Genomic DNA, 21,438 nt, shown 5'->3' with positions numbered 1-21,438 from the left:
GCCGCCACCTGCCGAATTGTTACAGCGCCCGGCGGGTGGAATCTAAAAAATCCGAATCGGTCCATATGCGGCGTAGACGCCTCCCTCGAGTGCACGCAAAAACCCACGGGATGCCAATAGCTACAAGGGGAAACCACATCACTGCCCGGCGCATACCCGGCGCCCCATATAGTGACAGATAGTCTCCAAGCTTAGCCAACGCTAAGAAGAAAAGACGGGGTTCAAAGGAAGATACTGGATACAAGGACAGCATTACGCTCTTCACCAGTAAGGAAGCTCAAGATTATGACCGTTGTGTCAAACACGTCCGAAGCACTCAAGTCCCCCTACGCGGACACCCTCAATCGTCTACTTTCCGATGCACGCGCAGAAGCCGTCGAATCGAGCGTCTCCGAACTCGAACGCCTCGCTATTGCACACGACGCATCCCACTACCTGCTCGTGCCCGCCGGCCTGGTCCGCCCCGACTCCGCCGAAGACGTCGCAAACATCTTCCGCGCAGCCGGCGACCTCGGCCTGCCGCTGACCTTCCGCTCCGGCGGTACCTCCCTCTCCGGCCAGTCCAGCGGTGACGGCCTGATGGTCGACACCCGCCGCCACTTCAAGAAGATCGAGGTCCTTGAAGACGGCAAGAAGGTTCGCGTGCAGCCCGGCGCGACCATCATGATGGTCAACAACTACCTGGCACCCTACGGCTACAAGCTCGGCCCGGACCCGGCATCCTGGTCCGCCTGCACCATCGGTGGCGTGGTCGCTAACAACTCCTCCGGTATGTCTTCGGGTACCGCCTACAACACGTATAACACCCTGGACTCCATGGTATTCGTGTTGCCCAGCGGCACCATCATTGACACAGCAGAACCGGACGCCGACCAGAAGCTACGCTCCCTCGAGCCCGAGCTCCACGAGGGCCTGCTGCGCCTGCGCAAGCGCGTCACCGAGAACCCCGAATCCATGGCGAAGATTCGCCAGCAGTACTCCATGAAGAACACCATGGGTTACGGCCTGAACTCCCTGGTCGACTTTGAGACCCCCGTGGACATTCTGCAGCACCTGCTAATCGGTTCGGAAGGTACCCTCGGTTTTGTTGCTTCGGCAACCTACCGCACCCGCCCGATTCTGAAGAACATTTCCACCGGCCTGCTGGTGTTCAACAACCTGATTGATGCCGCACGCTCCGTACCCGAGCTGGTTGCCAACAAGCTGGCCACCGTCGAGCTCATGGACGCCACCAGCATCCGCGTGGCTCAGCGTACCGGCCAGGCTGCGGAGGCGCTCGCCGCCATTGACGTGAAGGACCACGCCGCCCTGCTGGTTGAGTTCCAGGGCAACTCCGAGCAGGAGCTGAACGACCTGGCTGCCGCCGCGGCACCCATGTTTAAGAGCCTGCCCGTGGCATCGCCCGTGTCGATGACCAGCAAGCTGTCTGAGCGTAACGCCCTGTGGGCTGCCCGTCGTGGCCTGTACACCACCGTGGCGGGTAACCGCCGTTCCGGCACCAACGCACTGCTCGAAGACGTGGTTGTTCCTGTTGAGGTTCTGGGTAACACCTGTAGCGACCTGACCAAGCTGTTCGAATCGCACGGCTACAAGGATTCCGTGATCTTCGGCCACGCGAAGGACGGTAACATCCACTTCATGCTGAACGAGCAGTTCCGCGACCCGAAGCAGCTGGATCGCTACCGCGAGTTCACCGAAGAAATGGTTCAGCTGATCCTCGGTAACGAAGGCTCGCTGAAGGCTGAGCACGGTACCGGTCGCATCATGGCTCCGTTTGTGAGCCGCCAGTTCGGTGACGAGCTCTTCGACGTGATGCGCCAGATTAAGCGCCTCATTGACCCGAAGGGCTTCATGAACCCCGGCGTTCTGCTGGTTGAGCCGGGCACCGACTACGTGACCGATCTGAAGGTCGCTGAGACCGTTGAGGAAGAAGTCGACCGCTGTGTGGAGTGCGGCTACTGTGAGCCGGTCTGCCCCTCCCGCAACCTGACCCTCACCCCCCGTAAGCGTATTGTGCTGCGCCGTGAGATTGCTGCCGCTGAGGCGAACGGCGACCACGAGCTCGCTGAGCGCCTGCGTAAGGAGTACGAGTACTACGGCATTGAGACCTGTGCTGTGGACGGCATGTGCCAGACCCGCTGCCCCGTGAACATTAACACCGGTGATCTGATTCGCCGCCTGCGTTCTGAGAACCAGGACAAGCTGGCCGCTACCGGCTGGAAGGTCGCCGCACAGCAGTGGGGCATCATGGACAAGGTCGCCGGTAAGTCTCTGACTGTGGCTAAGAAGCTGCCGTTCCCCGTGGTGCACGGTACCACCAACATCGCCCGTAAGGTCATGGGCGACGACATGGTTCCTTCCTACAAGAAGGACCTGCCGGTTGGTGGCCCGGCGCGTAAGCCGCATAAGGACGCAACCGCTGAGATTGTCTTCTTCCCCGCCTGCGTGAACTCCATGTTCGGCGGCGTGGACGGCGACGGCAAGCACGACCCGGTCAACGCAACCCAGGCGTTCATCCGCCTGTGCGAGCGTACCGGCGTGAAGTACCGCATCCCGGACAATATTGGTGAGATGTGCTGTGCTACCCCGTGGAAGTCGAAGGGCTTTACCGACGGCTACTCGATTATGAGCGACCGTGTGCTGAAGTCCCTGTGGGAGGCTACCGACGGTGGCCGCCTGCCGGTCGTGTGTGACGCTTCATCCTGTACTGAGGGCCTTGAGGTGATGCGCGAGAAGGTTATTAAGGCACTTGAGCACAAGATCGTGAACGGCCTGAAGCCGGGTGAGCCGGACTTCTCGCGTCTGCGCATGTACGATGCGGTTCAGTTCGCCGCCGATAACATGCTGGATAAGCTGAGCGTGTCTGCTCCCCTGCCGTCGATTGCACTGCACCCGACCTGCTCCATGACTCACCTGGGTACTCAGCCTGCGTTTGAGAAGATTGCGAATGCGATGAGTGACGACGTGTACGTGCCGAAGCACTGGGGTTGCTGTGGTTACGCGGGTGACCGCGGTATGCTGCACCCCGAGCTGACGGCGAGCGCTACGGAGGCTGAGGCTACGGAGCTGAGCGAGCAGAAGGAGTTCGCCGCATACATTTCGGCTAACCGTACCTGCGAGCAGGGCATGACGGAGGCGACCGGCCACAGCTACCAGAACGTGCTGCAGCTGCTGGAACGCACCACCCGCTAAAAGGCTGAGCGCATAGCAACGGCATAAAGAAGGGACCCGGCGGACTATCTGATGGATAGTCCGCCGGGTTCCTTCTATCTGTCGCAGTGCTTCTAGGCTCTTCTTTAGGCAGTGACCAAGTGGGTTCCTAGCGCGTTCTGGGCAACTGCCTGTACCGGGCTCAGGTCGCTTTCTAGGACAACTGAGCCGTTCGGGATCATCTGTGCGTACTGCAAGAAGGTGCCGATTGTCAGGTCTTCGTGTGCGGTTTCCGGTTGGGTAACGCCGGATGCGCTCGCAACGGTTGTTACACCGCGTGAGTCTTGCCCGAGGTTTCGGACGCGTTCGGCTTGGATGATTTGGGCGTAGAGCGTTCCGTTGATTTCGGTGACGATGATGACGGCTGATTCTCCAGCAATGTTACGGGAGCGGCGGAAGACGTCAGCGACTTTCTCAGCCGGGGCTGCGGGGATGACGTGGCATTCTCCTCCGGCGCGTTGAGCCGCTAGGGCTACGAGTGCGCGGTGTTCTGGATTGCGGCGGGCAGACAGGTTGAAGCGTCCCGCGATGCGAGCTCGTTCTTTCATCACTTCAATGCTTGCCATTCTTCAATCCTTTCAAATGCGCCTTCTAGCCTTCAAATACCCCCCTCAAAAAAATTAGGGTGCATGGAATATATTACAAAAATCCATGCACCCCGAAAATTTTTTACAGGTATTATTTATTTAGATTTTAAAAATTTTGAGAAATACGCTTGCATCGATTCTAAAGTAATTTCATTAGTACTAGGTGAGTTTTCAGGAATTCCACGCCTTGCGTTAATCCAAGGATCCTGCTTATGAGAAAGCTCGCTCAACTGAAGTCCCGTAAATCCATCATAAAGTGAAACAATAACCTCAATAAATTTCTTATCAGCATCAGATATATTCTGAATATTTCCTGGGATATCAATGGAATTTAAGGATACCGTAGCATTTTTAGCGTGATACTTATATAAAGTTGGAGAAACTGGGCCATATCGCCAAGCTTGAAAATCATGCCTAAACAAGGGGTAGCCTTTTTTAGCAACATACCAACCCTGCACATAGAAGCAAATTTTTTGAAGTTTCATAGCAGAAACTTCGCTCTCATTCTGGGACAACAACTGCAGAATATACAGCGCAACATCTTCGATTTTCAAATCAGTACGAAAATATTTTTTCAGACTATCCACGTAAACCCCCTCCTATTTTTGAAAGTACTTTTAATAATCTCCGATATACTCCTTCTGCCAGGATCGCCATCAGGAGTGCCTGTCCACATCAGGGAAATCTTCTGCTTCGGGAAGAAGAGTATCTAAACTTGCCCCAATAGTCGCATCAGAATACCTATCGGGGTCATATTTTATAGATTCTACCAACCCAGCTACGTATTGCGCAAATGTATAATTAAACCCCTCATCCCTAAAGTAGCATGTAATATCAGAATCAGCAATAAGAACACCTGCAGCTATATCAGTGTATTCACATTCACCAATTGGAATTCTGACAAATGAAACATATTTCTTATTATATGGATCTATACTCATCTCCTTCATATCTTCCAGGTACTTTTCTTGCCTAATGTCGTCATAGCAAATATGGGAACTTCCCTGCATGCTCGTAAAAATGCTCCTAAGTTGCTGTTCATCTCTAATTTCCTTACCGAGACGACCCCTCTTTCCCCTTTTATTATAAGACTTGGCTTTTAATATTGCCCCAAATTCAATAAGCTCATCAACAGATAAACGTGTATCACTCGAAGTCCTTTGATCTTCCGGGAGGTCTATAACATAATATGTCACCCTACATCCATTACCGAGGACGGGAGCCCAAATTTCATCAATGACATGCTCGTATGCATTTTTGTACTCACCGTTTGCAATATTTTTATTATACTTCAATAGGTATTCAATAAACTTAGAGTAATTAACTGCATCTCTTGAATCTATCTTATAATAAATATACTCTACACCAAGATTGGTTACAAATGTTGTTATGGTCACTCCGATACTAACCCACCACCACGCGTCACCCCTCCAAGGTTTTCCTAGAATAAATCCAGCTATAAGGGCAATAATTGCAAATGTGGTTGGTACACCAATTTTTATTAAATCTTTATATTTATCATACTTTAGGACGATAATTTTAATTCTTTCCTTAATAGTAATTTTATTCTTATTAGACATTAAACTCATCTTTCGCTAGTAAATAAAAAATTAGGGCACCTCTTGGCACAAGCCAGACATGTATCCTAAGATTGCTACTGCCCCCTTCGCAGCTTGTCGCTGCAAAGGGGGTGGTTTCTATATATAGGTTCGATACAAGTCCGCCGGCTCAGCTAACCACAGTTAACTGTGTCTAGCCGCGCCGGCGAACCCGCATCCTAACCCTTACTACTCAGCACCCTCAGTGCTGGGCTTGGGGTCTTCGTTCACGCGGTTGCGGATATGCTCCACAATACGTGCCACAGCCTCATCCACGGGCACACCGTTCTCCTGCCTGTTGCCGCGGAAACGGAACGAAACAGCGCCGTGCTCCGCATCCTCACCGCCAGCAATCAGAATGAACGGAACCTTCTCAGTAGACGCAGTACGGATCTTCTTCGTGAAGCGGTCCGAACCGTAATCCACCTCAACACGCACACCGTGCGCGCGCAGCTTATCCGCGATCTCAGTCATGTAGTCGTTGAACGCCTCAGCCACCGGCACACCAATCACCTGAACCGGTGCCAGCCACGCCGGGAACGCACCCGCATAGTGCTCGGTCAGCACGCCCAGGAAGCGCTCAATCGAACCGAACTTCGCCGAGTGAATCATGACCGGTTCCTGCACGGTGCCGTCAGCAGCCTGGTACTCCAGACCGAAACGGCTCGGCTGGTTGAAGTCGTACTGCACGGTCGACATCTGCCAGGTACGGCCAATCGCGTCCTTCGCCTGAACCGAAATCTTCGGGCCGTAGAACGCAGCACCACCCGGATCCGGAACGAGCTCCAGGCCGGTCTCCTTCGCAACCTGCTCCAGAACCGCGGTAGCCTCTTCCCACTGCTCATCAGTACCGATGAACTTATCCTTCTTATCACCCTCAGTGTCGCGGGTCGACAGCTCAAGGTAGAAGTCGGTCATGCCGAAGTCCTCAAGCAGGCTCAGCATGAACTTCAGCAGGTGACGCACCTCGTCCGGTGCCTGCTCCTTGGTCACGTACGAGTGCGAGTCGTCCTGGGTAATCATGCGCACGCGGGTCAGGCCCTGCAGCACGCCGGACTTCTCGTCACGGTACACGGTGCCGAACTCGAAGAAACGCAGCGGCAACTCACGGTACGAACGGCCACGAGAACGGTAAATCTCGTTGTGCATCGGGCAGTTCATAGCCTTCAGACGGTAATGACCGTTGTCCAGCTCCATGGGCGGGAACATGCCGTCCGCATAGTACGGAAGGTGACCGGAAGTGTAGAACAGGTCTTCCTTCGAAATGTGCGGGGTGCTGACGTACTGGAAGCCTTCCTGAATGTGGCGGGTGCGCACGTAGTCTTCCATCTCGCGCTTAATCACGCCACCCTTAGGGTGAATGACCGGCAGGCCGGGGCCAATGGTCTTCGGGAAGGAGAATAGGTCCAGCTCACGGCCCAGACGGCGGTGGTCGCGGCGCTCCGCCTCAGCGATGCGCTCCTTGTAGGCGACCAGCTCGTCCTTGCTCGGCCATGCGGTACCGTAAATACGCTGCAGCATGGGGTTCTTCTCAGAACCGCGCCAGTACGCGCCACCGGCACGCATCAGGGCGTAACCGTTAGCGATCAGCTTGGTGTTCGGCAGGTGCGGGCCGCGGCAGAGGTCCTTCCAGACGGTCTCGCCGGTCTTCGGGTGCACGTTGTCGTAAATGGTGATTTCACCCTCGCCGACCTCCACGGATGCGCCCTCGGCAGCATCCGCGCCAGAACCGGGGCCCTGGCTCAGGGAGAGCAGCTCCAGCTTGTACGGCTCGTTCGCCATCTCGGCAACAGCCTCGTCGTGGGTGACCACGCGGCGGCGGAACAGCTGACCGGACTTGATGATCTTCATCATCGACTTCTCGATCTTCTTCAGATCTTCCGGGGTGAAGGGCTCGGCAACATCAAAGTCAAAGTAGAAGCCGTCAGTAATGTACGGGCCAATGCCCAGCTTGGCGTCCTTGCGGTACTCCTGCACCGCCTGCGCCATCACGTGCGCGGCAGAGTGGCGCAGCACGTTCAGGCCGTCCGGTTCGTGAATGAAAACCGGCTCAACGGAATCGCCAGCAGACAGCTCGTGGGAGAGATCAACGAGCACGCCGTTCACGCGTGCCACAACGATCTTCGGGTCGTCAGCGAACAGCTCAGCGGCAGTCTTCGCGGTGACCTCGCGCTCCTCACCGGAAACGCTAATAACAATTGCTGAAGAATCAGCGGCAGACATAAGTCTCCTTAACTCAGGCGCTCGCGGCCGCTCGGGGCGCCGCCGGTGCGCATACTATTCCGCACTGTACTGGTGCACGGACACACACCATCTTACAACGGCTCCCAGCCAACGCTCAGCTTGAGGGCGGACTAGTCCGCATGATGCTCACGCGTATGCTCGTGAACGTCAGTCACAATGTGACTAATATGATGGTCCTTCAGCCGGTAAATCGTGGTGCGGCCGTGCTGCTCACGGTCAATCACGTGCGCCTCACGCAGGATGCGCAGGTGATGCGAGGCCAGCGGCTGAGAAATGCCCAGGCAGGTGTGCAGCTCGCTCACGCTGTGCGGGCGGTGCACCAGGTGGTGCGCAATGGCCAGGCGCAGCGGATTCGCGAGCGCCGAGAAGATTGCCACGGACGGGCCGAACTGCTCCTCCCAGTCTTTGGGGCCGCTCCCCTCGAAGAGAGGCGCAGAGGCGGGCGCCTCGTGCGCCTGTGCGGAGTGGTTGGCGTGGTGGGTGTTAGCTTCGGCGGAATTTTCGTGGTGGTCTTCGTGGTGGCTAGTCATAGTATTTTCACCTTATGTACAGGTGCGGGGCACGTCAAGGAAGTTACGCCTGCGCGGCGTGCTTTCTTGACGTGCCCCTCTCCCCTATGTGCGCTCATACTGCTGGTGCGTCCGGCTAGCGGTTAGCGACTGCCACCTGCAGGTAACCCTCGGAGGACTTCACGCCCTTGTCGGTCACCGCGCGGTAGCGAACCAGCGGCGCGAAGCCCTGCTTCGACTTGGCGGTCACCGCAATGCCCTGGGTGCCGTCGGGCAGGTTCACCACGCGGTAGGTGCCGTACTCGTCGCTGTAGGAGCTGACGACCTGGCCGCGCTGGTTCAGCAGCTCCAGCTTCTTCACGGTCTCACCGCGGCTGAACGCGCCGAAGGAAGCCTCGTCGTTGTTCAGCACCGCCACGTTCTGGGTGGTACCCGAGTACAGCGAGACCGAATCCTCGCGGGCAATCGGGCTGTTCTTATCCACAACGTGCACCTTCAGCGGGATCGAGTACAGCTGCGCGGCTGCACCCTTCTTCGCCTTCACGTCGGACATGCGGGCGGGCGCCTTGCCGGTGCGGTTCACAGTAATCTTCGAACCATTATCGCGGCGCAGGTCCCAGGTGGTGCCGGTGACCTCGTGGGTGTTCAGATCAATCGAGTAGGTGCCGGTCTTGCCGTTGGAGGCAAAACGAATACCGGTCTCAGCGCTGGAGAACTGGCCACCAGCGGTGTTGACCTTCTCCTTGTTCACCCAGCGGCTGGGGCGGAAGTTCGGGGTCTGCTCGATTTCCTGGAAATTGTAGTCACGGGCGTAACGGTAGTTCGGGGAGACCTTGTGGCTCTGGTGCACGCTCTGCGCCACGGCGGTTTCACCCGAGTAGACGGTGGCGTGATGCTCTGCCGGCTGGTAAATCACGCCGGAGCCGGTGCCGGTCTTGCCGTAGGAGTCAGCGGGGAAGCTGAACTTCACGGCGCCCGAGGCCTGGTTCACCGCGGTCGCCTGGCTGTCGGCGTCGCTGATGCGCGGCGCATCCGGGGTGCGCACGGTGGCGCGGCGAACGCGCAGGCTACGTGCGGTCACGGGGCGTGCAATCTTCTCCGCGGCGCCCTGCTTATCCTTATCGGCGGCGTTATCTGCCGCGTTATCGGTGGCGGCCTTCGCATCGGCGGCGGCGTTCGTATCGGGAACCTGCAGGCCCTCGCGGCGGGCGGCGTTCTCTGCGGACTCGGTGTAGTTCACCGGCATCCACTGCACCTGCTGCCACGGGAACTGGTTGCCCGTAAAGCCGCTGGGCACGAAGTTCGCGAACATGGCGGCCAGCTGCGGGTCTTCCTTGTACACGTTCTTACCCTGGCGGGCGTAGGGCGCGTAGGAGCTGGGAGCCTCCAGGTTGAAGGCGTTGGTGAAGAGGTTGTGGTCCGTCAGGATGAAGCCGTATTCCTTCATCGCGGTCAGGATCATGCGGGTGAGCTGGTCGTCCGCGTGGCCAGTGTTGGCCAGGAACTCCTCCACGTCGAAGCTGGCGGGCAGGAAGCCACGCTGACCGGCACGCGGTGCGTTCGGGTACTTGGAAAGGTCCAGCTTGCCGTCGGTGCCCTTCGCGGGGAAGGAGGCGCTCATGGCGGCGTAGTCGGCTGCGGTAATGGAGACCATGTGGTTGATCTTGCCGGCCTTCAGCTCGTCCACGCCAATCTGGGTGAGCTCGTTGGCCATGCCCACGACCGAGGAGGTGCCGTTCTTGAGGGTCAGCCAGTAGTTGTCCTCGCCCACGCCCTCGAAGTTGGGCTTGGCGAGCATGTAGCCGCCCGAGGAGACGTGGTAGGTCGCAGGGTAGTCCACTGCCACGGGAATATCCACGGTGCCGCGGGTTCCTGCAGGCACCTTGTAGATAATCTCGCCGGTGGTCTCGTTGATGGACGCGCCGGGCACGTTCTTGGCCAGGCGGAACTTGGCGCCGCGCGCGATCGGGTACGAGGTGCGGGCGTTGCCGGACTTCACGTCGATGCTTACGGGGGCCTTGATGGTCACGGTCTGACCGGCGTTGCCGCGGCCCACGGTCTCGTACTGAATCTTGGCGCTCTTGGGGGTGGAGGCGTTGCCGCCGCCAACCTGCACACGGGCGGTGCTGGTGTAGGTCTGGGCGTCGGCGTCCTTCACGAACTTGAAGTAGGAACGCCAGATGCCGGTCGCCTCGTCGTACAGGGCGAGGGACTGGTCACCCGAGAGGCCGTGGTCTTCGGCCAGCCAGCCCGGAATCGGCACGCCGCCGGTCAGGATGCGCTTATTCTCGGCCTTGGCGTTGACGCGCTGGTCGCGGGAGACGACCTCGACGTACTCCTGGTGCGGGTTGGCGGAGTTCACCGCGAGGGTCGGGATGTTCTCGTGGGCGCCAACGGTCTGGGAGCGGTCCTTACGGACGGTACCCGCGTTAATGGCGGTGGTGACGGGGTGGTTACCGGCGTCCGCACTGTACTCGAGGAAGGTGCGGCTAATCTCGCTGCTGTTGGGGGCGACGGCTTCGGTGCCGGTGAGCTTCTGCGCGGCGAAGGAGTCGCTGGCGAGCTTGCCACTCAGGGGCGAGGTGTTCTCGGTGGTAATCAGGTTTTCCCGAGTCAGGGACGAGTTCACCGGTGCCAGGGTGTTGATGGTCTGAGCGGCCGGGTCGTCGTTCCAGTAGCAGGTGGGGCCGGGTGCCACGGAGGTGAGGGTTGCGAGGGTCGGCACGTTCTTCTGGCCGGCCTCAACGCAGGTGGTTCCATCGGAGGTGCCGTGCGCGGTCGTCGAAGCGGCGGGAGCCGCGAAGGTCGCCGGCAGGTTGGCGCCGGTGAGGGCGGTGGCCAGTGCCGCGGTAACGGCGAGGGATGCGCGGCGGCGGCCGGCAAAGCGCGGGTTCGCGTTCTGCGCCGAGCCGGCGGCCAGACCCGTCGCGGAGGTTAGCGCGAGGGCCTGCGTAAAGTTCTGCGCGGCGGCCTCAGCAGTGGCTACCGCGGGGTTCTGTACCTGGTTTTTGGGTGCAGTAATGGTCATGCGTTTTTCTTCCGTTCGTGTCGGCTTGTTTGAGTGAGTGCGTTTGTATGAACAAACACGGACGTGAGTGAAATATTCGTCTGCGAGTGCGTTGCGACGCCCCCGAGAAACTGGCAGGAATTCCCAGGAAACTCTCAGACAATCCCCATACCCTACCGACTCCCGAGGGGTAAGCGCAAAACGAGAATGTGATAACAACCACTCATATAGTCGCTAAAGGTTCAGGTTCAGGGTGAATTATCACTGCACTGTAATGTACTTACCGGTGTTCGATTCAAAAGAATTTGCACCGGAGTGCCTAAGCCTTCCTCCTAGTCAGAGGAAACTCCCGACGAAAAACAAAAAATCCGCACCCTTCCCCGAAATGGTGCACCAAACAAGCCCACTGTGACCCCCGACATGACAAATGTTGAATTTCTCACACCTGGCCACATCCTGGGACTCCTGCCCCATTGCACCCCCGCAACCACCCCGCCACAAACACCTCGAACCCCTTCGCGCGAGGGTGAAATCAGGGTAAAGGGTGAAGGTTTTTACACCCTAATCCCACTCTTACGCACAGAGTAATCATTCATCCCTGCAATTTTTCTTACCCTGAAATGTAATCTCTATTGCGCGGTTTCCACTAGGCAGATAAGGCATAAAAAGGCATCCCACCCGCGCCTTGCCGACACGGATGGGATGCATAAGTATTCGGTTCTGAAGGCCTTCTGAGGACCCGTGCGAAGGGCCGCAATCCGGGCCTTTTCAACAGGAACCGGCACGAAACCGTATCGGCCGAACCGATCCCGCATCGTCCCTATCCTGCAGGCACTCCCCTACAGCGCGCCCGCCTCCGAGCAGACATTCACCAGCTCGCCGATGCCCTCGATGCGGGTGCGCACCTCCTGCCCCGGCTTCAGCCACCGGCGCGGATGCAACGAAAGCCCCACGCCGGCGGGCGTACCCGTGGCCACGATATCGCCGGGCTCAAGGGTCATGAACCGCGAAATATACGACAGCAGGTACGCGGGGCTGAACAGCATGTCCGCGGTCGAGCCGCGCTGACGAACCTCACCGTCCACCGCGCAGGTCAGCTCCAGGCCGGCAAGCGGATCCACCTCGTCGGCGCTCACGATGACCGGGCCGAACGGAGTCATCGCATCCCAGTTCTTACCCTGGAACCACTCCGAAGAACGCCCCTGCCAGTCACGCACCGACACATCGTTGATGACCGTGTAACCCATCAGCGCCTCAAGCGCCTGCTCCTCGGTGGCGTTGCGCAGGCGCACCCCGACCACCAGGCCCAGCTCAACCTCCCAGTCGACCTTCGTGCTACCCGTGCCGTCGTCGGCGGGCATGCGAATCTGATCATTCGGGCCGATGAGCGCGTTCGAGAACTTCGCAAAGAGCGCCGGGTACTCGGGCACCGGCAGGTTCATCTCTTCGGCGTGGTCGCGGTAGTTCAGGCCGGCGCACACGACCTTGCCGGGCTTATCTAGCGGCCGTACAAAGGGCAGGGATTCCCAGAGCTGCTCGCCGTGGCCCATGACCGTCGCACCGTTCTCCTTCAGAATCGACAGCGCGTTCTTCGGGTCGCCAAAGTTCAGGCGGAACCGGCTGTAGAAATTGAGCAGAGGGCTCAACTTGGCCGGCAGCTCGTAGACCGTTTCCTCAAAGAAACAGACGGCGCGGCTGCCCTTCTCGTCTTTAATCTGACCCCAACGCATATGCGCTCCTTTGCTTTACTCTAGTGCGTTTACTGTGTACGGATGTTCCGGGGTTCCCGCTCGGGCCGCCTACTTGAAGCCGTGGCTCGCGTAGGCCTCCACGATGGCGTCCTCAAGGTCCTCCATGAGCAGGCTCGGGTTCGCATCCTGCGCCGCGCCCACCGTTGCCGGGTCGAGCTCCATGCCGAGGGCGCGGTACACGTCCGCGGTGACCGCCCGCAGCGAGGCCGAATCGGAGACCACGATGCCCGTGCTGAACCACCAGCCGCCGCTCACCACGCGCTGGGCCGTGCCGACCAGCTTGATGCGCTCGCCGCCGGCGGATTCGGGAAGCTGTGCGTACACCGAGTACTCGCCGGGGCAGTACTCCCCCGGGATCTCGCCCACGCGCGCATCCACGCCGACCTCGTGCAGGGCCTGAGCGAACATGGAACCGAAGAGCCGATAGCGCACCGTGTTGCCGCTGCGGGCGTCGGAGGCCGGCTGGAAGTGGTCCACTACCAGGCATCCGCGGTGGTACGCGGCGGCGTGACCGCCCACCTTGCGCACCAGGGTCCTGAAGCCGTGCTCCTCGCACGCGGCCACGGCATCGGCGAATCCGGGGTTCAGCTCATCGCGGCGGCCGAACGCCACCGTGGGGTTCGGCTGGTACATGCGTAGGGTCGCTTCGCGCTGACCGCTTGCGACCTCGCGGAGCATCTGCACCGTCTGCTCGTGGTGGATGAGGATATCACCCGACTCGGGTGTGGTTTCTCGAATAATCTGCACGTTTTCTATCTTACCGGCGGCTGCGAAAACGCCCGCGCAGAAAAATGCTCACCTGTTCAAATGCGCCGGCTTACCCCTTTAGCATGGCACCCCCAAACGCTAAGATTAAAGGTGCTATAGTGCGGCGCCCCACACTGCCGCACCGAGCACATAGACACAGCATGACAACGCAGAAGAAACGCACTCCGCGCCCGGTGAGAACCACTCCCCGAGCACGCCAACCTGTACGTTTCGCAAAGGAGATCGGACCATGACACAGTCCACCCCCGCCAACGCAGCGGCGCCCACCGCCGCATCCGCCGAGGAGGTGAAGGCGGCGAAGTCCAAGCGCACGAAACTTATCGTGCAGGTTGCCATCATCGTAGCCGTCACCCTCGCCATCTGGTTCGTTCCCGCCCCCGAAGGCGTCGACCCGCGCGGCATGCACATGCTCGCCATCTTCGTCGGTACCATTCTCGGCCTGATTTTCCAGCCGTTGCCCACCCCGTCCGTGGCTCTCGTGGGCCTGGCCGTCGCCATGATTACCGGCACGATGGCCGCCAAGAATGAGGCGCTGACCGGCTTCGGCAACTCCTCCATCTGGATTATTGTTGCCGCCTTCTTCATCGCCGACGGCTTCCTCATTACCGGCCTGGGCAAGCGCATCGCACTGCTGTTCGTGCGTGCGCTCGGCAAGTCCTCCCTGGGCCTGTCCTACGGCATGGCCATCACCGACCTGGTCCTCGCCCCCGCCACCCCTTCCAACACTGCGCGTGCCGGTGGCGTGATTTACCCGATTATCCGTTCCCTCTCCGAGGTCAACGGCTCCACGAACGAGACCCCCGAATCGCGCCGTAAGCTCGGCTCCTACCTGCTCATGACCGAGGCACAGGTCAACACCATCACCTCCGCCATGTTCCTGACCGCGATGGCGGGTAACCCGCTGGCGCAGAAGTTCGCGCACGACCACAACATCAACCTCGACTGGGGTACCTGGGCGCTCGCAGCCATCGTTCCCGGTCTTGCTGCGTTGATTGTCATGCCGTGGATCATGTCGAAGATTTACCCGCCGACCATCAAGAAGACCCCGGACGCACCCGAGCATGCCCGCCAGGAACTGCACGAAATGGGCCCCATGAGCGTGAAGGAATGGATTATGCTCGGCACCTTCGTGCTGCTGCTAATCCTGTGGGTGACCGGTACCGCACTGGGTATTGACGCCACCAGCGCCGCTTTCTTCGGCATCGGTATTCTGCTGGTGACCAAGGTTCTGACCTGGAAGGACATGGCGAAGAACTCCAGCGCCTGGTCCACCCTCATCTTCTTCGCCGTGCTCGTCGGCATGGCCGACCACCTGAAGAAGCTCAAGGTCGTGGACTGGATTGGCCAGCAGGCCGCCCACAGCGTCAGCGGCATGGCCTGGCCCCTGGCCTTCACCGTGCTGGTTCTGGCCTACTTCTTCATTCACTACATGTTCGCCTCGAACACCGCCCAGATCGTGGCCCTGTACGCTGTGTTCCTCGGTGCGGCCGTCGCGGCGGGTGTCCCGCCGATGTTCGCGGCGCTGTTCCTTGGCTTCATGGGCAACCTGATTGGCGGCATCACCCACTACGCCTCCGGCCCGGCAGGCGTGTACTACGGTTCCGGATACTTCAGCGTGGGCGAATGGTTCAAGATTGGCTTCATGGCTGCTATCGTGAACCTCGTCGTCTGGGGTATCGTCGGTACCGCGTGGCTGTTCGCGCTCGGCTTCGCCAACTAGCGGCCCAAGCCCAGCGGCGGCTTAGCTCAGCGTAAAAGCCTAGCTCAGCGTAAAAGCGCTGTATAGGAGCACCGCGTAAAAGCCCGGTATTCTCATGTGAATTTTCGTGTGAGAACACCGGGCTTTTGCGCGCCCGCTAACGTCCCAAAACAGCGCATAGCCTAGTATTCCCCCATCCCCTCCGTTAGGGTAGAAGAAAGACCCACAGCACCCTGGAGGACGCCGTGCATCAGGACCAGCACATCACCGCCCAGACCACCAACCTGCCCGGTAACAGCCCGGCGCTGACCGAGCCGCAGCCGCTCGGCGCGTTCCCTGACGGCTTCCTCTTCGGAGGCGCCACCGCCGCCAACCAGTTCGAAGGCGCCTGGAACGAGGACGGCAAGGGCCCCAGTCTGCAGGATGTGCTGCCCTCCGGCGGCCTGTACCCGCGCACCGCAGAACCCACCGAGGACAACCTCAAGCTGGAAGGCATCGACTTCTACCACCGCTACCGCGAAGACATCGCCCTGCTCGCGGAGATGGGCTTTAAGGTCTTCCGCTTCTCCATCGCCTGGTCGCGCATCTTCCCCCGCGGCGACGAAGAAACCCCGAACGAGGCGGGCCTCGCCTTCTACGACCGTGTGCTCGACGAGCTCGAAAAGCACGGCATGGAGCCGCTTATCACCCTCAGCCACTACGAAACCCCGCTGCACCTGGTGGAGCAGTACAACGGCTGGACCAGCCGCGAACTCATCGGCTTCTACGAACGCTACGCCCGCACCGTATTCGCCCGCTACGGCAAGCGTGTGAAGTACTGGCTGACCTTCAACGAGATCAACTCGATGCTGCACCTGCCGTTCATGTCCGGCGGTATTAACACCCCGGCGGATCAGCTCAGCGACGCAGACCTCTACCAGGCAATGCACCACGAGCTGGTCGCCTCCGCACGCGCCACCGCTGCGGCACGCGAACTGGCGCCCGGCGCCCAGGTCGGCTGCATGATTCTTGCCATGCCCACCTACCCGCTCACCCCCGACCCCGCCGACGTACTCGCCGCCATGCAGACGGAACAGGCAAACTTCGCGTTCGGTGACGTGCACGTGCGCGGCGCATACCCCGGCTACTTCCTGCGTGCCCTGCGTGAGAAGGGCGTGGAGTTGAACATCACCGAGCAGGACCGCGAGGACCTGAAGAACACCGTGGATTTCGTGTCGTTCAGCTACTACATGTCCACCTGCGCGACCGGCGACCCGGCACGAGGCGAGCGCGGCGAAGGCAACATCCTCGGCGGCGTGGTGAACCCGACCCTACCCGCCAGCGAATGGGGCTGGCAGATCGACCCGACCGGCCTGCGCGTGGTCCTCAACCAGTACTGGGACCGCTGGCAGAAGCCGCTATTCATCGTGGAGAACGGCCTGGGTGCACGCGACGAACTGGTCGAGGTGAACGGTGAGCTCACCGTGGAGGATGACTACCGCATCGACTACCTGCGCCAGCACCTGCACGCGGTACGCGAAGCGATTGAGGACGGCGTGAACGTGCTCGGCTACACCACCTGGGGTTGCATCGACATGATTAGCGCCTCCACCGCGCAGATGTCCAAGCGCTACGGGTTCATCTACGTGGACCGCAACGACGACGGCACCGGCACCCTGGCGCGCTACCGCAAGAAGTCCTTCCACTGGTACCGCGTGGTGATTGCCAGCAACGGCGCGGAGCTGTAACCGGTCAAGGTTCTCTCCTCCCCCCCCCCGCGAAACTAGCACGCGAAACTCAGTACATAAAAGGCCCCCGAGATGCAGAATCTCGGGGGCCTTGCGCACATGCTGCGTACCTATTGTCCGTTATACCCAGCGCGGGCAATTCTAGTCCATGGGCAGGTCGTTCATGCTGGTGGAAACGTACTCCCACCAGGTCGGCACCAGCCCCGCGTTCAACGCAACCCTCTGCGACAGCATGTGCGACGGGCTCGTACCGTAGAACGGCAGGTAACCCTCCGCCAGGGTCAGGCGGGCGGCATCGCGCACCAGGGCACTCGCAATACCCGCACCGCGGAAGGCGGGCAGCACATCAATACCGATCTGACGCATAATCGGCGAGTCGTCGCTCATACCCACCATGGCTACCGGGTCGGCATTTGCGGGGATGCCGGCACCTTCGGTGTCATCGGCGCCGTCTACAGCGTAGGCGGCCAGAACCAGCACATCCGGGCGGGTCGTGCTAAAGCCCAGCGCGTTCGAGTAACGTTTATCCCCGCGGAACGACTCGATCTGCTCTTCGCTCAGCAGGTCCACGCGCAGGCGGGTTACGCGCGCTTCCGTATCCTCCGGGGCAACCTCAAGCGCCCCCGCGGAGGCGTTCGCCTCCCTGCGAATAGTGCGCTCGCCGGTAATTTCGGCAAGCAGTGCCGCCTTCAGCTCGGCGGGGTCGACGCGGCGCATCATGCCCACACCGGGCACGGCGCACTTGACCTCCTGCGCCTGCACGCCCTCGGGTACGACCGAGTTCAGCAGGGCGCGGCCGGGCGTATAGTAGATGCTCGTGCCGCTGACCTGCTGGGTGTAGGGGGTGAGCAGTTCGTTGAGCTGGCGAAGCTGTGCATAGTCGCCCAGCCAGTTCGACTGGTCGCCGAGCATGTAGTCGATGGCCTTTTCGAGTACGCGCGGATGCTTGGCGCAGAGAATGCCGACGCTCGCGTAGTTGGCGACGCGCAGCTCCCAGATGTCGTCGTTGCGGCGGCGTGCGGCACCCATCTTCTCGGAGGGAGGCTGCACGGTGGCGAGTAGCGGCAGGCTTTCGGCTTCCGGGTAGTCGCGTAGCTCTTGAAGGGCGCGGCTAATCGAACCGGGCGCCTGGCAGAAGTCCGCCTCCAGCTGGGTGTGCAGGATGTGCCGCGCCCGGTCCAGGGTGGTCACAGCACCGCGACGCGCACCGAGGGCGGTGAGCTTGGCTTGGGCTGCTTTGACGCGATCTTCGGTGTTCACGGGGTCCTCTCGTTCGTCATTGAGTTTTTGGTTGAGATGCGGTCACCGCATCCCGCCGCAGTGTCATCGACGGGGAGACGGGGTGGCAATACGGTCTCAGCCCGACCCTGCGCGCCACACGGGCGCGGGGTCGGGCTGCCTACGCTATTTCAGAATCTCTGCCAGGAAGGCACCGGTGTGCGAGCCTTTGACGGTCGCCACGTGCTCCGGGGTTCCTTCAGCAATTACGGTGCCGCCGCCGCTACCGCCTTCGGGACCCATGTCGACGATCCAGTCGGCGCACTTGATGACGTCCAGGTTGTGCTCGATGGTGATGACGCTATTGCCCTTGTCCACCAGCGATTGCAGCACGGCGAGTAGCTTGCGGATGTCTTCAAAGTGCAGACCGGTGGTCGGCTCGTCCAGCACGTAGATGGAGCGGCCGTTGGAGCGCTTCTGCAGCTCGGTGGCGAGCTTCACGCGCTGCGCCTCACCGCCGGAGAGGGTGGTTGCGGGCTGGCCCAGGCGAATGTAGCCCAGGCCCACGTCCACGAGGGTGTTCAGGTGGCGCGCAATCGGGGTGAACGCGGCGAAGAACTCGGCGGCCTCCTCCACGGGCATTTCGAGCACGTCTGCAATGGTCTTGCCTTTGTAGTGCACCTCGAGGGTTTCGCGGTTGTAGCGCTTGCCGTGGCAGGTTTCACAGGGCACGTACACGTCCGGCAGGAAGTTCATTTCAATCTTCAGGGTGCCGTCGCCGGAGCAGTCCTCGCAGCGGCCGCCCTTGACGTTGAAGGAGAAGCGGCCCGGGGTGTAGCCGCGCATTTTCGCCTCGCTGGTCTCTGCAAACAGCTTGCGGATGTGGTCGAACACGCCGGTGTAGGTGGCGGGGTTCGAGCGCGGGGTACGACCGATGGGCGACTGGTCCACGTGAATGACCTTGTCCAGGTGCTCCAGACCGTCGATGCTCTTGTGGCGGCCGGGCACCTGCTTGGCGCCGTTGAGCTTGTTCGCCAGGGAGGTGTACAGAATGTCGTTGACGAGGGTGGACTTACCCGAGCCGGATACGCCGGTCACCGCTGTGAACACGCCCAGTGGGAAGGACACGGTCACGTTCTTGAGGTTGTTTTCGCGGGCACCGCGCACGGTCAGCTGGCGTTTCTTGTCCACGGGTCGGCGGGAGGCGGGCACCTCGATGCTGCGGCGGCCAGCCATGTAGTCGCCGGTAATGGATTTGGTATTCTTCAGCAACTCCTCGAAGCTGCCGGAGTGCACGATTTCGCCGCCGTGCTCGCCGGCGCCGGGTCCTACGTCCACGATCCAGTCGGCTTCGCGCATGGTGTCTTCGTCGTGCTCAACCACGATAAGCGTGTTGCCCATATCGCGCAGCTTGGTCAGGGTCTCGATGAGGCGGCGGTTGTCGCGCTGGTGCAGGCCGATGGAGGGCTCGTCGAGCACGTAGAGCACACCGACCAGGCCCGAACCAATCTGGGTGGCCAGGCGGATGCGCTGGGCCTCACCGCCGGAGAGCGTACCGGCGGAGCGTGAGAGGGTCAGATAGTCCAGACCCACGTCCAGCAGGAACTGCAGGCGCGCGTCGATTTCCTTGAGGACCTGCTCGCCGATCTTGGCTTCGCGGGCGCTGAGCTGCAGGCCGCGCACGAAGGCGAGCGCGTCGGCCAGGGACAGGTCGGTGATGTCTGCGATGGACTGGCCACCGACCTTCACGCCGAGGATGGTCGGGTTCAGGCGCGCGCCACCGCAGGAGGGGCAGGCGACCTGGCGCATGTACTGTTCGTAGCGGTCGCGGGCGAAGTCCGATTCGGTTTCTTCGTGCTTGCGCTTGATGTATGCCTTCACGCCTTCGAATCCGGAGGTGTAGCGGCGTTCGCGGCCGAAACGGTTGCGGTAGGACACCTCAACCTTGTAGTCCTTGCCGTCCAGGATGGCGGCGCGGGTCTTGGCGGGCAGGTCCTTGAAGGGGGTGTTCAGGTCGAATCCGAGCTCCTCCCCCAGGCCGGCGAGCAGGCGCAGCCAGTATTCGGTGGTTGCTTTGCCCTGCGACCAGGGGGCGATAGCGCCCTCGCCGAGGGTCAGGTCGGGGTTGGGTACGAGCAGTTCGGTGTCTACCTCCAGGCGCGAGCCGATGCCGTCGCAGGCGCTACACGCGCCGAACGGCGAGTTGAAGGAGAAGGCGCGCGGCTCGATGGTGTCGATCTGCAGCGGGTGGTTGTTGGGGCAGGCGAGGTTTTCGCTGAAGGAGCGGGTGCGTTCGGGGTCGTCCTGCTCGCGGTCCACGAAGTCGATGAGCACGCGGCCGTCGGCGAGCTTGAGCGCGGTTTCGATGGAGTCGGTCAGGCGCTGGTGAATACCGTCCTTAATGACGATGCGGTCGACGACCACCTCGATGGTGTGCTTGTACTGCTTGGCGAGCTTGGGCGGGTCGGAGAGCTGCACGGTTTCGCCGTCCACGCGGGCTCGCGAATAGCCCTGGGTGAGCAGGTCCTTGAAGAGGTCCACGAACTCGCCCTTACGTGCGCTGACGACGGGCGCGAGGATCTGCAGGCGGGTGCGTTCGGGGTACTCCTGCAGAATGTCCACAATTTGTTGCGGGGTCTGCTGGGTGATTTCCTCGCCACATTCGGGGCAGTGCGGGTGGCCGATGCGCGCCCAGAGCAGACGCATGTAGTCGTAAATTTCGGTGATGGTGCCGACGGTCGAGCGGGGGTTCTTGGAGGTGGACTTCTGGTCGATAGACACTGCCGGGGAGAGACCCTCGATGAAGTCGACATCGGGCTTGTCGACCTGGCCCAGGAACATGCGGGCGTAGGAGGAGAGCGACTCGACGTAGCGGCGCTGACCCTCGGCGAAGATGGTGTCAAAGGCGAGGGAGGACTTGCCGGAGCCGGAGAGGCCCGTGAAGACGACCATCGCATCGCGCGGGATGGTCAGGTCTACGTTCTTAAGGTTGTTTTCTCGGGCACCCTGCACACGAATACTGGTCAGGTCATTGGGTTTGAGCGCGGTGCTTCCGTGTGCCGGACGGGGTGTCATCGAAAATCCTTTCGTCTTATCTTCGAATTTAAATTCTACACCTTA

13 protein-coding genes are annotated in these 21,438 nt (G+C 60.6%); 3 read left to right on the top strand and 10 right to left on the bottom strand.

Features of this window, described 5'->3' with window-relative positions; translation table 11 throughout:
- Positions 1-285 precede the first annotated feature (285 nt).
- Complete coding sequence (locus AC3E6W_RS08035; protein WP_490652814.1) at positions 286-3,192, top strand: FAD-binding and (Fe-S)-binding domain-containing protein; 2,907 nt, start codon at positions 286-288, stop codon at positions 3,190-3,192.
- 104 nt (positions 3,193-3,296) lie between these two features.
- Here AC3E6W_RS08035 and AC3E6W_RS08030 read toward each other — a convergent pair whose 3' ends face one another.
- The 8 genes from AC3E6W_RS08030 to AC3E6W_RS07995 form a co-directional block, all read right to left on the bottom strand.
- A complete protein-coding gene (locus tag AC3E6W_RS08030; protein ID WP_490652813.1) occupies positions 3,297-3,776 on the bottom strand; it encodes a hypothetical protein in 480 nt (159 codons plus the stop codon).
- Positions 3,777-3,892: 116 nt separating this feature from the next.
- Positions 3,893-4,384 carry a Panacea domain-containing protein gene (locus tag AC3E6W_RS08025; protein WP_490652812.1) on the bottom strand — a complete coding sequence of 164 codons (492 nt, stop codon included), beginning with the start codon at positions 4,382-4,384 and terminating at the stop codon, positions 3,893-3,895.
- Positions 4,385-4,453: 69 nt separating this feature from the next.
- Positions 4,454-5,377: a hypothetical protein gene (locus AC3E6W_RS08020; RefSeq protein ID WP_490652811.1), complete on the bottom strand. Its 924-nt coding sequence runs from the start codon at positions 5,375-5,377 to the stop codon at positions 4,454-4,456.
- A gap of 207 nt (positions 5,378-5,584) precedes the next feature.
- Complete coding sequence (thrS, locus tag AC3E6W_RS08015; protein ID WP_490652810.1) at positions 5,585-7,618, bottom strand: threonine--tRNA ligase; 2,034 nt, start codon at positions 7,616-7,618, stop codon at positions 5,585-5,587.
- A gap of 131 nt (positions 7,619-7,749) precedes the next feature.
- The gene (locus AC3E6W_RS08010) at positions 7,750-8,169 is read right to left on the bottom strand and encodes an ArsR/SmtB family transcription factor (RefSeq protein ID WP_049343000.1); all 420 of its coding nucleotides are present in this window, start codon (positions 8,167-8,169) and stop codon (positions 7,750-7,752) included.
- A gap of 115 nt (positions 8,170-8,284) precedes the next feature.
- Positions 8,285-11,176 carry a Rib/alpha-like domain-containing protein gene (locus AC3E6W_RS08005; RefSeq protein WP_490652809.1) on the bottom strand — a complete coding sequence of 964 codons (2,892 nt, stop codon included), beginning with the start codon at positions 11,174-11,176 and terminating at the stop codon, positions 8,285-8,287.
- Positions 11,177-11,994: 818 nt separating this feature from the next.
- The gene (locus AC3E6W_RS08000) at positions 11,995-12,885 is read right to left on the bottom strand and encodes a fumarylacetoacetate hydrolase family protein (RefSeq protein ID WP_049347339.1); all 891 of its coding nucleotides are present in this window, start codon (positions 12,883-12,885) and stop codon (positions 11,995-11,997) included.
- 69 nt (positions 12,886-12,954) lie between these two features.
- Positions 12,955-13,653, bottom strand: coding sequence for a lipoate--protein ligase family protein (locus tag AC3E6W_RS07995; protein WP_490652808.1), 699 nt, complete (start codon positions 13,651-13,653; stop codon positions 12,955-12,957).
- 250 nt (positions 13,654-13,903) lie between these two features.
- Here AC3E6W_RS07995 and AC3E6W_RS07990 point away from each other — a divergent pair, with 250 nt between their 5' ends.
- Together AC3E6W_RS07990 and AC3E6W_RS07985 are read left to right on the top strand one after the other, a co-directional pair.
- Positions 13,904-15,394, top strand: coding sequence for an anion permease (locus AC3E6W_RS07990; protein WP_490652807.1), 1,491 nt, complete (start codon positions 13,904-13,906; stop codon positions 15,392-15,394).
- Between the two features lie 224 nt (positions 15,395-15,618).
- On the top strand, positions 15,619-17,100 hold the full coding sequence (locus AC3E6W_RS07985; RefSeq protein ID WP_490652806.1) for a glycoside hydrolase family 1 protein: 1,482 nt from the start codon (positions 15,619-15,621) through the stop codon (positions 17,098-17,100).
- Positions 17,101-17,241: 141 nt separating this feature from the next.
- On the opposite strand, the gene AC3E6W_RS07980 is transcribed toward AC3E6W_RS07985, so the two are convergent.
- Positions 17,242-18,360 (bottom strand): GNAT family N-acetyltransferase, encoded by a 1,119-nt coding sequence (locus AC3E6W_RS07980; protein ID WP_490652805.1) that lies wholly within the window; start codon positions 18,358-18,360, stop codon positions 17,242-17,244.
- 144 nt (positions 18,361-18,504) lie between these two features.
- Positions 18,505-21,393 (bottom strand): excinuclease ABC subunit UvrA, encoded by a 2,889-nt coding sequence (gene uvrA / locus AC3E6W_RS07975; RefSeq protein ID WP_490652804.1) that lies wholly within the window; start codon positions 21,391-21,393, stop codon positions 18,505-18,507.
- Positions 21,394-21,438 lie beyond the last annotated feature (45 nt).

The sequence above is a fragment of the Rothia sp. SCPM-O-B-18226 (M350) genome (assembly GCF_058213595.1).
Note: the sequence above shows the minus strand (reverse complement) of the source record. Positions and strands in the feature narration are given on the sequence as shown.